Below are 14178 nucleotides of genomic sequence, written 5' to 3'. Positions count from 1 at the left end.
GCTATGGAAACACGTTTGAGCCATAGAGCATAGCAAGAACCGCCAAGCCCTCGGAGGGGCTTGGCGGTTCTTGCTTATTTTGGCTTCTGCGTGCGACTAGAAACGGTTGCGGTTTTCTCTTCTGATACAAATGTCAAACGAGATTGTAACCGCGTGGTCTCTACCAAACGAACAGCAGATTCTAACGCAATCGGAACGATCTGTGCAGAAGAAGTGAACGACTCGGCAATCGCAGCCGATAATGTTCTGAACCGCCCGAGCATCGTGACAGCGGATCGCTCTGACCAGCCTCTCAGCAACCTCTTCATGCTCCAGTCTTTTGAAAATTTTGCTTAATTCTTTTCCTGCATCCTGAATTCCTTCAACTGCTGGATCTCTGCGATGACAACCATTACTTCTGTTATCATTTGCTGACTCTTGGCGTTGACAGGAACAAGAAGAAGTGCGAGCCCGTTTCGATTGGCGCGATGCTGATTTAATGTTTTTCACTTGAAACTTCGATTTTACTGACATATTAAATGCCACCTCTCTCATGGTTTCTGCTATATCATATTCAAATAGAGTAAAGAGGTATGGACATGTATTCCCCGACAAACACATATCTGCTATTCCTTAATTTCCGTATAGGCCGGCGATTAGCGGGACATATTAAATGGCATCACTGGAAATGGAGGAAAATTTGTGTTTATCCAAAAAACAATCTGCATCACAACGCTCTGCTTAGCGCTAGGAGGCGCTTCCCTTCCCTTAGCCCATGCCGCTGGAAAAACGGTACCCTCTGAGGAAATCAAGCTCGACCTCATTAATAGCAAAGGAGCCGTCATCGGCAAAGCAACCCTGCAGGAGCAAGCTGACGGTGTACATATCCGCCTTGCGGTGGACCAGCTCGCACCGGGCATGCACGGCATTCATTTTCACGAAACGGGGAAGTGCGAGGCTCCCGAATTTACGACCGCTGGGGCGCATTTCAATCCGCTAAGCAAGCAGCACGGATTCAGCAACCCCAAAGGCTTCCATTCTGGCGATTTGCCGAATATTCAAGTTGACGCGTCTGGAAAAGTAGAGGCCGAAATCATTTCGAAAAATGTGACGCTCGCCAAGGGCGAACCTAACTCGCTAATAAAATCAGGCGGCGCTGCTCTGGTTATTCACGAGAAAGCGGATGATTACGTCACTGATCCTTCCGGCAATTCCGGCGCTCGCATCGCATGCGGTGTGATTAAATAGCGATAATAGGATGCTGGATGAAAAACGGGTTAATACGTTACGATGAAACAAATCATTACACGATACTCCAACCGTATGAAAAAAGCGCGGGCTCTGGGTTTTCAGAGCACCGCGCTTTTTTCATTTACATAACGATGAATAAACTGTTCCATCACGTCCTTCTCTCCATTCATAATTGAAAGGCAGACCCGCATCCTTCTTAAAAACCAGCATCATCCCCGCCCCTCCCGCATATAGCTTAATTTAGGATGAGACTCCCTGCTGGCATGCTGCGGGGCAAAGGAGCGATGTTCATATGTCAGAGCAATCAAAGGCAGCGGAGCAAGCGGCAGCTGTGTTGTACCAGGCAGAGCCTGCACATACAGCTATGGTGCAACAGGTGCAAGAGCAGATTCATCGTCTGTGCCACGGACATATGCATAGGCCTGTGCGCGTGCATACGATGGATGGCCATGTATACGAGGGCTATATTGCACATGTGGACCGCTGCCTGCTGTATTTGCACTGTACCGTGCAAGACCCGCGCGCCTTCATTCCTCCACAAAACGCCATTCTTCCACTCGTTCTCTACGAGCTGCTTGTCATTACCCTGCTTTACACCTAAAACGCTGTTCTTCTCCCGTTCATACCCCCATGCTATAATAGTCACAACTTAGGGGGATGAATATGCAAATTATCGCAATGGTTACGATGCTGCTTGATCATATTGGATTGATCTGGTTCCCCGAAGATGATACATGGCGAATTATTGGCAGGCTTGCTATGCCGCTTTATGCTTATGCGCTTGTCATTGGATATTTCCGCACCAAAAACATAAACCAATACTTATGGCGGATGACGGCCATTGCGGCTTTGTCGCAAATCCCATATTCTCTAGCCTTCGCCACTTGGGAAATTAACACCGTGGGCACTCTGCTCGTTTGTCTCGTGTCCCTGAAGCTTCTGGACCAGTTGAGATCGAGTCCTGCCCTTCAAGTATCACTGGCTGCCTTCCTGCTGCTGCTGCTCGAAGTCATTCCATGCAGCTACGGCGCTTATTTGCTAGTGCTCGTCCTCATCTACCGTTATGTCCCGAAACACGGTATGGCTCCGGCCCACCTGCTGCTCAACCTCTTTTATTTATTCTACATGGGCTGGAGCATTCAGATGTTCAGCGTTGTCGCAACCTTGCTGCTTGCCTACTCGCCAAGCATGCTGCAAGCAGCCGATACCATCAAAATTCCTCGCAGCCTTTGGCGCAGTTTTTACCCGTTGCATCTTGCCATTATTGCAGCACTGCAGTATGTAATCCTAGCTGGAAAGTAGCATTTTCCAGCTGACACAATGTGTTAGAAATATATAAGCAAATTAAACAATATTCTTACGGCTGTTTCATAAGCGGCTAAAACGTTTAGGATAGAATAGGAAAAAACGATCGGAGGTGGACAAGGTCATGATGAAAATCATTACCTTCAAAAGTCGTTCTGTACCTGTTTATTATACTAACGAACAAGCCGCATCAGTTGAGCAGCTTCATCATAAACTGCGTGAAATGGAACTCAATTTCGACTTTCGAAAAAAATGGAAACGGATCTCTAAAGTTGAAGTCGTACGTGAGGTTGCTATTTTTCAATACAGCGATGGTACTAAACTTTATCTGGAAGTTAGCTAAACACCCTCTAGCCCCCACTGGACTAAAAGGAACATCATCCCCAACCTAAACAAGCGTAAACGATTTTTTCGCTTTTTATCGACGAAACCGGTACGCGATGGAACCGAAGCATATACGGATCGCATCACTCATTTATTCCAATCGTTTAGAAAAGCCTCCTACCGCTGCGATAGTGGATTTGGAGGCTTTGTTGCGTTTAGAACCATGATCTTTATTCTAATAAAAAAAAGAGCCTGCCCTATCGCTTTCGCTTGGGCAAGCTCTATCTCAGAAGACTATGCGCCTGTTCGTTCAGGCTTGCGAATCATCGATAAATCCAGCATATCTGGCTGTGCGGGCTGGCCCAGCAAATATCCCTGCATGTAATCGCAGCCCCAGTCTCGCAGCAGCTCATACTGCTTCACATATTCGACTCCTTCAGCAATGACGCTAATGCCCAGCTTATGCAACAGCCCAATCATTGCCTCCACGATATGATGCTCAGCGCCTTCCTTATCGATTTCTCTAACAAAGGAGCGATCCAGCTTCAAAGCATGAATCGGCAGCAGCTGCAAATTGGCCAGCGACGAGTGCATGGAACCGAAATCATCCAGCGCGATCAGCACACCGCTTGCATGCAACCTAGTCAAGGCTTTAATGGATCGCTCGCATTTCGCATAATTATAGCCCTCTTTGATTTCCAGCTGCAAACGATGCGGCGGTATTCCGGTCTCCTCCAGCGTATTTAGCACCATGTCAGCATAGGCGCAGTCTGCCAGCTCTGTCGGCGAAATATTGACGGACATGACCAGTGCAGCTTGGTCCGGCAGGCTGGCCAGCATGCGGCAGGCCTGCTTGATCACCCAGGCGCCAATTGGCAATATCATGCCGTTTTTTTCTGCAAAGGGTATAAATTCAGCTGGTTGAATGTTGCCAAGCTCTGGATGATTCCAGCGCAGCAGCACTTCGAAGCCCCGCAGCTTACCCGTTTTCACTTGATAGATGGGCTGGTAGTTCAAGTGAAACTGCCCTTTGTACAGCGCCGTTCGTATGGCAGCCTCCAGCTCAAAATGCCGATTAATTTGCTCTGTTTCCGCCCGCGAATAATAGGAAATCTGGCCTTCTCCCTTTAAAACACCGCTATACAGTGCTGTTTCCGCATGGCAAATGAGCTGCTCGCTTGTCGTACCATCCTGCGGGAACAGGCTCACGCCAATGCTGGCAGTTAAATGATAACGATCGGAGCCAGAGCCTACGGGCTGCTGCACCATTCGTTTGAAACGTTCTAGCAGGCTATATCCATCCGCTTGATTAGCATCCAGCACCACAGCAACCAAAAAAGTACTGTCGCTCATTTGCCAAATTGCAGCCCGGTCCGCTCCAGCCGCCACCAGCCGCTCTTCAATCTGCTGTATCACCTCGCTACCATAGTCCAATCCTCGAGCTCCGATGATGCGGTAAAAATGGTCAAGCTGCACCAGCACCGCGGCAAGCTTATGGCTTGCATTTTGCACTCGCAGCAGCATGTGGCCCAGCTCGCGGCAGGCATTCAGCTTTGCAGGCCATAATGCAATGACTTGTTCCTTCATATTTCCCATCCTTCGATCCAATAGTAAGTTAAATCTATGTTCTCATACAATAATTAGGAAATTTCAGCAATTACCTTTAGATAGTTGTTAGAATGTCATTTTCCATACAAAAAACCGTCTGCATAAGCCAGACGGTCCCTAAAAAATGCATGCTATTATTTCTCCTGGCTGACTGAGGAATTCTGGGCTGTGTACTTGTAGCCAAAGCCCCAAACCGTTCGAATCAGACGAGGCTCCTTTGGATTTTGCTCGATTTTTTTCCGCAGATTCACAATGTGTACATCAATAGCACGGTCGGTGACAAAGGAATCAAAGCCGCGAATGGCATTGATTAACTCTTCCCTGCTGAATACCTTGCCTGGATACGCCAAAAATAGCTTCATAATTTCATATTCCGAAAATGTTGTTTCTACCAGCATGCCTCTGACAAGCAGCAATCTCCGTTCAAAATCAAGCTGGATCGGATCCCGCTCCTCTTCGCCTTGCTCTTGCTCAACCTCTGCTCCGGCCGGCTTAATATTAGCTCTGCGAATCAAGGCCTCGACTCTCGCCGTCATCTCGTGCATGCTGAATGGCTTGCACATATAATCGTCTGCACCAGACTTCAACGCCAGCACTCGTTCTGACACTTCATTTTTCATGGATAAAATCATAATAGGCACATTCGAACGCTCGCGAATCAATGCACATATCTCCATCCCATCCATATCCGGGAGCATAAGATCCAGCAAAACCAAATCAGGTTCGAATTCCGAAATAATACGCAAGCCGTCATTTGCCAATCCCGCTTGTTTGACAGAATAGCCTTCCTCTGACAAATACATAGACAGCATATCACTCATCATGACGTCATCTTCTATAACTATAACTTTATACACTGGCGTCACCCCTTATTGGGATTGAAGATTTCTGTCGAATTTAGTCTGTCTTCTTACTATACAATATAGCTGTGACAGACTACAATAATTTGTTAGAGAATTGTTAGGGTTTTTTGTCGAACTTTTGTCACTTGTCTTGTTGCAAACATTTGAGCAAATGTGTCAATTCTTCTTCCAGATTTGTCAGCCGCTGGCTCCATTCCTGCTCATCTATTTCCTCCTGATTGAACAGCAGCTCCAGCTCTGTCGCCGCATTCGCCACTTGATAAGCGGATAAATGGCTAGCCGCTCCCCTAAGGGTATGCACGAGACGCTTGGCGGTCACGAGATCCCTCTCTGTCATTGAAGCGATTAATCTGTCGATAAATGAAGGGTAATCGGCTTGAAATTGTTCTAACATATGCATCAAAATCGGAAGCTTGCCATTCACTCTGGCGAGCGCCTCCGGCAAATCTACTCCCGGAATGACCGGCAGCGAGGAATAAGCCGTCTGTTCATATTGCGGCTGCACATGGGGCTCATCCTCCCATAACGTCGATACCGGCAATATACCCGTCTGATTCAACCAGTGCGAGAGTACGGAATGGAGAAAGCCGGCGCTGATCGGCTTCGTTATAATATCATCCATGCCAAGCTGCCTGTACTGCTCATGATCGGCGCGCAGCACATTGGCGGTAACCGCAATAATCGGCAGCCCATCATATTTGGGATTGGCCCGAATAAATCGCGTCGCCTCCATGCCATCCATTTCCGGCATATGAATATCCATGAGAATGAGATGCCATTCCTCCCGCTCCAGCATTTCCAGCACCTCATGACCATTTTCGGCCAGACCTACTTCGTAGCCCCGTTCTTTTAACATTTCCAGAGCGACGATTTGATTGATTTTATTATCTTCGGCAAGCAAAATTTTCGCATTGCGCCCTTCCCGCTGTTCAACGGCCACTTCGCTCATCGCCCGGTTCCAAGGGGGAATAAAGGAACGCTCCGTCAAAACTCCTCTCAGGCCGTTAAGCATAGCTAACCGGGTAACCGGCTTTGTAAGCAGGGCAAGCGGACGATCCTTTTCTGGCATTTGCAGCATTTCGTCCCGCCCGAATGAAGTCGTCAGCACAGCCGTCTTCACGCCTGCCGCCACAGCCTCCTGATGGAACTCAAGCCAAGTTTCCGCCCCGTACATATCAGGCATTTCCATATCGAGCAAAATCAGCTTCGGCATCGCTCCGGCACCGATTCGGCGCAGCCGCTCCCGCGCTGTCTTCCAGGAAGCGAAGGGAACCGGGGCCATTTCGAACGATTCCAGCCTTTCGCACCAATGGTGGCGCATCATTTGGCTGTCCTCCACGATCCACACCGGCTGTCCAATCATCTCCTCGCCTAGCTCCATGCTGTAGGACGGCGCTTCTTCAAGCATAGGGAATGTAATGACGAAGCTGAATTTACTGCCGCGGTCAGCCTTGCTCTCCGCGATGAGATTTCCGCCCATCAACGTGACGAGCTTTTGGGAAATAACAAGGCCAAGCCCTGTGCCCCCATATTTCCTCGTCGTAGATCCATCCGCTTGGCTGAATGGCTGGAACAGCCTATCCAGCTGCTCCTCGCTCATGCCGATGCCTGTATCTTCAACGACAAAACGCAGCTGCACTTCCGCTTCACGAAGCTCTACCACTTCTAATCGAAGGCTGACATGGCCTTTTTTCGTAAATTTAATCGCATTGATGCATAGATTCAACAGCACCTGCTCCAGCCGCAGCAAATCCCCAAGCAGCGTGCTTGGCAGATTGTAAGCCGTATGGATCAAAAATTCGAACTGCTCCTTGCCGCCCATAAAGACGCTGAGCTGATCCGCTACCCGGCCAAGCAGCTCCTCCGGATGGAAAGCTAGCAGTTCAACCTCGATTTTCTCCGCCTCTACTTTGGAGAAATCGAGAATATCATTAATGATTCGCAGCAGTGACTCGGATGACGTACTGATTTTGTCCACATAATCTTTCTGCGAATAGGATAATCCCGTGCGCTTGAGCAGCTGGGTCAGTCCGATGATGCCGTTCAGCGGCGTTCGAATTTCATGGCTCATGAGGGCAAGGAATCTGCCTTTGGCCGCATTCGCCTCCGCCGCATCCTGCGACGCCTGAAGCAGCTCCTCCTGAATGATTTTTTGCTCCGATATGTCCCGTGCAATGCAGGAGAAATAATCCTCTCCTGTTCTGCGATTATGATGGGATACGAGCACGAGCGATACATGCTTCAATTGCTTTTTCTTCGTCAAAATTTCGACATTGCCTTCCCAATACCCGTACTGCTTGGCCAGCTCTGAGCCATTCATGAGATAAAAGAACATTTCACTGCTTAGATGCCCGCTCAGCGAAGAAAGATCCATTTCCTCCTCATGGATGCCGAGCATCTCCTTGCCCGCCTGATTAATGTAGATCATTTCACCCTGGGAATCGACCGAAGCGATCAAATCTTTGGCAGAGCCAACGATATCAAGCAGCCGATTGCGCGATTTTTCCACCTGCAGCTTGTCGGTTATATCCAGAAACATACCAACGGCTCCTGTAAATTTCCCATTTGCATCCCGCAGGCCATTCGTGCTGAGCAGGACGGGAATGCGTTTGCCATTTTTCGCAATAAAGGTCCATTCCCGCTCGTAGGAAAACTCGGCATTGCGCAGCTCCTTGAGCACATCCAGTCCCGGTATCACCTCGCGGCCCAATTTCTCCCTAAGCTCCTCGGCCGTTATCCGGATTTCCTCCATGTCCATGAACAGCAGCGGCGTCGCATGCCCCGACACTTCTTCTGTCTTATAGCCGATCATTTCCTCAGCCTTCTTATTGAGATAGGAAATACGGTAATGCTCGTCGAGGACGACAAAGGAATATTGATTTTGATTAATAATCGCTTCCAGCCGTTCAAACATTCTTCTTAGACGCACAACCATGACGTTCACCGAACGCGACAGCTTGCCTACCTCGTCCCCTGGCATTTCTGACAGATGCTCGGCATCAAACTGGCCAGCGGCTGCCTGTTCGGTGACGATCAATATATTTTTCAACCGATTTACCATATTGGCAAAAAAGAGATAGCACAGCAGCACAATGACAAGCTCTGAGCCAACGAGCGTCAGCAGAATGCTCAGCAGAACGGGCAGCGTCCCAATCTCCAAATCCGACATCGGCATTTCAAGCATAAAATGCCAAGCAGCCACACCATCCACCTTGGAGTGAAATACTGCGTATTCATTCATATTTGAGGAAATGATCTCCATGCCATCCTTATTGGACAGCAGCTTTTCATTCACCTGAATTTCCTGTAAATTCCCGTTCATCATGGCAGTCTGCGGCAATACCCCATCATCCGAACAGAACAATACTACGCCTTCCTCGTTATACAGCCAGAAGGTGGCTGCATCCGGCTTGTCCAATTGCAAATAAGGGATAATCATATCCATATCAATAGCTGCATAGACGATTCCGGCAATTTGATTTTCTTCATTGTAGACCGGAACGGCTATGACAAATTGTTCTTTTGGCGAAAGGCTTGTTTTGAAAGGATCGCTGATCAGCACCTTCCCTTTAATCGACGTCTGGAAGAAGGAATGGTTGCTCAAATCAAACGGCGTGCCATCCGTACGTATGGCCATGCCGTCCTTGCCCACAAAGCCAAGGGAGCGGAAGGCAAAGCCTGCCCGCACAAGCTCACGGTTAAAATAGCTGAGCTTCTCTTCGTCTTTTCCATAACGTACGACATCGGTTCGGCTAATGACCAATACTTCCGCCCGCCTGATTGCAAGCCAAGCAGACAGGTTATTCGCACTGCTGTTTAGTTGGCTTAATGTTTTCTCTGTTGCGGAATCAATCATTCCCTGTCTTAAGCCCATATAGTTAATAATGCCGGCAAACAGCAGCGGAATAAAGGTAATTAATACTATAACCAGAAGTCCCTTGACCCTAAGAGACGTGTTGTTCAAGCGGCTCACTTCCTATCCGACAAAGTTTGTCAGTTGTCCCGTTTATTATACAGCCTTTACGAAAGCGGGAGAAGCAAAAACGCCAAGGCGGAGGGCCCTGGCGTTCAAAAAAGACAATGGTTATTTTAGATGGTGCCTCATTGCTAAATTCGCTTGCCTTAATCTTTTAAAATCGATTCAATACGAGCCAGCTCATCGCTAGAGAAGTCAAGCGAGCTGAGTGCCGCAACGTTATCATCAATTTGCTCCACACGGCTTGCGCCGATCAATGCCGATGTTACCCGGCCGCCGCGCAATACCCATGCGAGCGCCATCTGTGCAAGCGTCTGCCCGCGCTCGGCAGCATGAGCGTTAAGCAGCTTGATTTTCTCAAGCTTGCCTTCCGTAATTTGATCGGATTGCAGAAATAAGCTTGGTCCTGCCGCGCGGGAATCCTGCGGGATGCCGTTCAAATAACGGTTCGTCAAGAGGCCGCCAGCGAGCGGCGAGAACACGATGGAGCCGATGCCTTCCGTATCAAGAACATCCTGCAAGCCATCTTCAATCCAGCGATTGAACATCGAATAAGAAGGCTGGTGAATGAGGCAAGGCGTGCCAAGCCGCTGCAAAATAAGGGAAGCTTCAGCCGTCTGCTCCGCACTGTAGTTGGACAAGCCAACATAGAGCGCCTTGCCTTGGCGAACGATATGGTCAAGCGCAGCCATCGTTTCTTCAAGCGGCGTGTTCGGATCTGGACGATGATGATAAAAAATATCTACGTATTCCAGCCCCATACGCTTAAGACTCTGATCAAGGCTCGCCACCAAATATTTGCGCGAGCCCCACTCGCCGTAAGGGCCTTTCCACATATAATATCCGGCTTTTGTGGAAATAATAAGCTCATCGCGGTAAGCAGCCAAATCCTGCTTGAGCAGTTGGCCGAATGTCTCTTCAGCAGAGCCAGCAGGCGGCCCATAATTGTTAGCAAGGTCAAAATGGGTAATGCCCAAATCGAAAGCGCGGCGAACCATCGCCCGTCCATTTTCCAGACGATCCGTACCGCCAAAATTGTGCCAGAGGCCCAGTGATACTGCCGGAAGCAGAAGTCCGCTGCGGCCGGTACGATTGTATTTCATCCCGTCATAGCGGGAATTTGCAGGCAAATACGTCATCGATTAACATCCTCTCTACTATTAAAATTAAAAGTTGGAAACTTTCATTTTATACTTCAAACCAAATATAAAGCGCTTGCCTCCTTCATTGTACACCGCTAAGACGCATGGCGCAAAAAAGCAGCTCCTGCTGAAATCCCTTTATTTTTATTTAAGATTAAGGTTTTTTAACCTGAGTTTTGTTATAGTAGGTTAGACAAGCGTAAACGGTTACGGTGAGCTGGCCTTGATCACCGCAACGTTTCGCGAAACCATTATAAAAAGCGTGTAAGATGATGAAGGGAGTTTGAAGAATGGATAACCAAGAATCGCAGCGTAAAGAAGAAGAGTTAAAAAATGCTGCGGAGCAAGAAACCAACACACACGAGGACAATCAACATACGACTGAATCAACAATAGCTTCACCGAATGCGGCAGGAGGGGCGCCTTTGGGTGGATCAACTCCCCCGCCACCCCGTAAAAGCGGCAACGGAGCATGGATTGCACTTTCAGCAGTTTTAGCTATTTTGCTAGTAATCGTCGCTATTAAACCGGTATTCGGCGGTGGCAACAATGCAGCCGTTGCAACGGTTAACAAAGTCGACATTACGAAAGAAGACCTTTATGAGGAAATGCTGAAATCAGGCGGTAAAACAACGCTCGACAATCTGATTACACAGCAGTTGATTACGCAAGAAGCTAAAGCTTCCAATGTTACGGTTACAGAAGCAGATATCGATGAAGAAATTAATACGCTGAAAGCAAGCTTCGGCACGGACGAGCAGTTCAACGCCGCGCTGGCACAATACGGCGTAACGCTGGAGAGCCTGCGTAAAGATGCTGAGACGCAAGTGAAAATCCGCAAGCTGCTTGAGCCATCCATTACCATTACCGATGATCAAATTAAAGAAGCTTATGAGCAAAACAAAGCTTCCTACGGCACAGGCGAAGAAATTAAAGCTTCGCACATTCTGGTAGCTACGCAAGAGGAAGCAGACGCTATTTTGAAACAATTGAAAGATGGCGCTGACTTCGCAACGTTGGCGAAAGAAAAATCAACCGATACAGGCACGAAAGACAATGGCGGCGATCTTGGCTTCTTCGGCAAAGGCGTCATGGACCCTGCTTTCGAGGAAGCAGCCTTCGCACTGGAAGTTGATCAAATCAGCGACGTCGTTAAATCGAGCTTCGGTTTCCATATTATTAAGAAAACCGGCTTTAAAGCGGCAACTTCCCCGACTTTTGAAGAGAAGAAGGAAGAAATCCGCAAGCAGCTGCTGAATCAACAAATTCAAGAGAAATCAGCTACTTGGATTCAAGAGATTCGCGACAAAGCAACGATTACGAATACGCTCGAAGAGAAAACAGAAGAAGAAACAGACGCAAGCGCTAATCCAGACGCAGCTGTTTCTCCAGAAGCAAGCGCAGCACAATAAGCCCAACCGAATAAGGTTAACGCGCTTATGAACGTGCTTATGAATTAAAAAAAGATCGCTGTCCGCCAGGCTTAATGCCTTTGGGACAGCGATCTTTTTGGTTTTCAGCCGTTATGATATGGGCCGCTTTGATGCTCTGATGCACAGATGCCCAACACAAACCCTAGCTTAGCTTTGTAGACAAAATCAAGCTGTACAGCCACCCGTTTAGCTTTGCAAGGCAGCCCCTTTGCTCACGGTCACTTCTTTGCCGCTGGCCTTCAGCCGCTCTACCACTTTATTGAGTGCCAGCTGCGCCGTATGATCCCAAATGCGCGACTGGCTAAGGTCGATATGAATTTCGTCAGCTTTGCAGTCCAGCTCGATTAGTTCTTCAAGTCCAGAGGACGAAGCGAAAAACAGCTGTCCATACACCCGATAAGTCCGCTTGCTGCCTTCCCATTCGCTATGGATGTGCAGCTTGCGCGACACCGACACAACGAACCATACGAAGCTGATGAGTACGCCAACCAATACGCCAGCAGCCAAATCATGCGTGAACAGTACAGCAGCAACTGTCGCTACCATAACGACCGTTTCGGCAAGCGGCACACTGCGCGGCTTGAACACCGAGCGCCAATCGAAGATCGCGATACAGACCATAATCATAATGCCGACCAGCGCCGCCATCGGCACCTGCGCCAGCACATCGCCGAACAGAACGGCGAGCAGCAAGAGGAACAAGGCGGAAACGAGCGTAGACAGCCTATGCTTCCCGCCCATTTTTACATTAAGCACCGATTCCGCAACGAGCGCGCAGCCCGCCATACCGCCAAAGAAACCCGCGACAACATTCGCGACGCCTTGTCCGCGCATTTCCTTATTTTTGTCCGTACGCTCTCCGGTCATCTCATCGAGCAAATTATGCGTCAGCATCGTCTCCGTATATCCAACGACAGCTAGCGACAAGGAATAAGGAAAAATGATTGCTAGCGTCTCCCAGCTAAGCGGAATATTCGGCAGCAGAAACGATGGCAGCGAAGCATCAATTGCGCCAACCCGGGTAACACCGCCCATGCCGAACACCCATACGGCGAACGTTAGCACGACGACCGCCACCAGCGGCGATGGAATCGCTTTAAAATAACGCGGGAGAAAATAAATAATCGCCAGCGTCGCCGCGACTAACGCATACATCAGCCACGACTCGCCCTGAAAATAACGCAGCTGCGACAGGAGGATGAGAATCGCCAGCGCATTAATAAATCCGGTCAGCACGCCCTGAGGCACATATCTCATCAGCTTGCCCAGCTTAAATACACCCATTAAATATTGCAAAATTCCGGTCAAAATCGTAGCTGCAAACAAATATTCGATGCCATGCTCCTTTACAAGCGTCAGCATCAGCACCGCCATCGAGCCTGCGGCTGCGGAAATCATGCCGGGACGACCGCCAAGAAACGTCGTAACGAGCAGGATACAGATTGAAGCATAAATTCCGACAACAGGCGGTACTCCCGCCATAAACGAAAAAGCCAGCGAATCCGGCACCAGTGCTAGCGTCGCCGTCATGCCCGCCAGCACATTCACCCGCACATCGGTCATCCACTGTCGTTTCCAAGATAAACTGCTCATACCCTTTTCACCTAATATCCTTCGCCTTTGCCGCCGTTCGCGATGGCGACGCTTGCGCTTGCACCAATGCGGGTGGCGCCAGCAGCAAGCATTTTGAGCGCGGTTTCCAAATCTCGCACGCCTCCGGAAGCTTTAACACCCATGTCTGGCCCAACTGTACGGCGCATTAGCGCAATATCTTCCTCTGTTGCGCCGCCTTTGCCGAAGCCGGTCGACGTTTTGACAAAATCGGCGCCAGCCTCCTTGCAAATTTCGCAAGCCCGCACCTTTTCCGCATTCGTAAGCAAGCCTGTTTCCAAAATGACCTTTACGATCGCCCTGCCCTTGCAAGCAGCCACAACCGCCTCAACATCGCTCTTCACGCCTGCTTCGTCACCTGACTTCAGCAGCCCAATGTTCAGCACCATGTCCACCTCGGTAGCCCCGCAGGCAATCGCATCTTCCGCTTCCGCCGCCTTCGCCTTTGAAGTCGTTGCGCCAAGCGGGAAGCCCGCTACCGTCGTAATGCCTACGCCAGAGCCAGCCAGCTGAGCAGCCGCAAGCGCGACCCAGCCTGCATTCACGCAAACGGTGGCAAAATGATACGTTTTCGCTTCGGCACAAAGCTGAATGATTTCCTCTTTTGTCGCGTCGGCCTTTAGCATTGTGTGATCAATAACTCCAGCTACATTCGCTGCATTCGTACTGCTCATTAATAAATCCCT

12 protein-coding genes are annotated in these 14178 nt (G+C 49.2%); 6 read left to right on the top strand and 6 right to left on the bottom strand.

All coding sequences use genetic code 11. From position 1 onward, the window contains the following. Positions 1 to 60: 60 nt before the first annotated feature. The 5 genes from AC6B99_RS24245 (at position 61) to AC6B99_RS24225 (ending at position 2878) form a co-directional block, all read left to right on the top strand. Positions 61 to 336 carry a hypothetical protein gene (locus AC6B99_RS24245; RefSeq protein ID WP_056031823.1) on the top strand — a complete coding sequence of 92 codons (276 nt, stop codon included), beginning with the start codon at positions 61 to 63 and terminating at the stop codon, positions 334 to 336. A 351-nt stretch (positions 337 to 687) separates the two neighbouring features. Further along, positions 688 to 1227, top strand: a complete 540-nt coding sequence (locus AC6B99_RS24240; protein WP_081418713.1) for a superoxide dismutase family protein — start codon at positions 688 to 690, stop codon at positions 1225 to 1227. 295 nt (positions 1228 to 1522) lie between these two features. Then, positions 1523 to 1831, top strand: coding sequence for a hypothetical protein (locus tag AC6B99_RS24235; RefSeq protein ID WP_056031828.1), 309 nt, complete (start codon positions 1523 to 1525; stop codon positions 1829 to 1831). 62 nt (positions 1832 to 1893) lie between these two features. Further along, entirely contained in the window at positions 1894 to 2532 is a 639-nt protein-coding gene (locus AC6B99_RS24230; RefSeq protein WP_496664419.1) for a TraX family protein, read from the top strand. A 127-nt stretch (positions 2533 to 2659) separates the two neighbouring features. Then, positions 2660 to 2878: a hypothetical protein gene (locus tag AC6B99_RS24225; RefSeq protein WP_046229519.1), complete on the top strand. Its 219-nt coding sequence runs from the start codon at positions 2660 to 2662 to the stop codon at positions 2876 to 2878. Between the two features lie 275 nt (positions 2879 to 3153). Here AC6B99_RS24225 and AC6B99_RS24220 read toward each other — a convergent pair whose 3' ends face one another. From AC6B99_RS24220 to mgrA, 4 genes are all read right to left on the bottom strand, one after another. Beyond that, the gene (locus AC6B99_RS24220) at positions 3154 to 4446 is read right to left on the bottom strand and encodes a putative bifunctional diguanylate cyclase/phosphodiesterase (protein ID WP_056031837.1); all 1293 of its coding nucleotides are present in this window, start codon (positions 4444 to 4446) and stop codon (positions 3154 to 3156) included. Positions 4447 to 4601: 155 nt separating this feature from the next. Next, a complete protein-coding gene (locus AC6B99_RS24215; RefSeq protein WP_081418667.1) occupies positions 4602 to 5324 on the bottom strand; it encodes a response regulator transcription factor in 723 nt (240 codons plus the stop codon). 127 nt (positions 5325 to 5451) lie between these two features. Beyond that, complete coding sequence (locus AC6B99_RS24210) at positions 5452 to 9294, bottom strand: response regulator (protein WP_056031846.1); 3843 nt, start codon at positions 9292 to 9294, stop codon at positions 5452 to 5454. 158 nt (positions 9295 to 9452) lie between these two features. Then, the gene (mgrA, locus tag AC6B99_RS24205) at positions 9453 to 10445 is read right to left on the bottom strand and encodes an L-glyceraldehyde 3-phosphate reductase (RefSeq protein ID WP_056031849.1); all 993 of its coding nucleotides are present in this window, start codon (positions 10443 to 10445) and stop codon (positions 9453 to 9455) included. A gap of 293 nt (positions 10446 to 10738) precedes the next feature. Between mgrA and AC6B99_RS24200 the strand changes: the two genes are divergently transcribed. After that, positions 10739 to 11860: a foldase protein PrsA gene (locus AC6B99_RS24200; RefSeq protein WP_056031852.1), complete on the top strand. Its 1122-nt coding sequence runs from the start codon at positions 10739 to 10741 to the stop codon at positions 11858 to 11860. A 207-nt stretch (positions 11861 to 12067) separates the two neighbouring features. On the opposite strand, the gene AC6B99_RS24195 is transcribed toward AC6B99_RS24200, so the two are convergent. Together AC6B99_RS24195 and deoC are read right to left on the bottom strand one after the other, a co-directional pair. Further along, a complete protein-coding gene (locus AC6B99_RS24195) occupies positions 12068 to 13474 on the bottom strand; it encodes a SulP family inorganic anion transporter (protein ID WP_496664418.1) in 1407 nt (468 codons plus the stop codon). Between the two features lie 11 nt (positions 13475 to 13485). Continuing rightward, complete coding sequence (gene deoC, locus AC6B99_RS24190) at positions 13486 to 14166, bottom strand: deoxyribose-phosphate aldolase (RefSeq protein ID WP_056031857.1); 681 nt, start codon at positions 14164 to 14166, stop codon at positions 13486 to 13488. Between the last annotated feature and the right edge of the window lie 12 nt (positions 14167 to 14178).

The sequence above is a fragment of the Paenibacillus liaoningensis genome (genome assembly GCF_059609455.1).
Note: the sequence above shows the minus strand (reverse complement) of the source record. Positions and strands in the feature narration are given on the sequence as shown.

Coding starts and splice junctions, on each gene's coding strand:
- AC6B99_RS24235 (WP_056031828.1), top strand. CDS start 1,523: ATGTCAGAGCAATCAAAGGCAGCGGAGCAAGCGGCAGCTGTGTTGTAC.
- AC6B99_RS24230 (WP_496664419.1), top strand. CDS start 1,894: ATGCAAATTATCGCAATGGTTACGATGCTGCTTGATCATATTGGATTG.
- AC6B99_RS24225 (WP_046229519.1), top strand. CDS start 2,660: ATGATGAAAATCATTACCTTCAAAAGTCGTTCTGTACCTGTTTATTAT.
- AC6B99_RS24220 (WP_056031837.1), bottom strand. CDS start 4,446: ATGAAGGAACAAGTCATTGCATTATGGCCTGCAAAGCTGAATGCCTGC.
- mgrA (WP_056031849.1), bottom strand. CDS start 10,445: ATGACGTATTTGCCTGCAAATTCCCGCTATGACGGGATGAAATACAAT.
- AC6B99_RS24200 (WP_056031852.1), top strand. CDS start 10,739: ATGGATAACCAAGAATCGCAGCGTAAAGAAGAAGAGTTAAAAAATGCT.
- AC6B99_RS24195 (WP_496664418.1), bottom strand. CDS start 13,474: ATGAGCAGTTTATCTTGGAAACGACAGTGGATGACCGATGTGCGGGTG.
- deoC (WP_056031857.1), bottom strand. CDS start 14,166: ATGAGCAGTACGAATGCAGCGAATGTAGCTGGAGTTATTGATCACACA.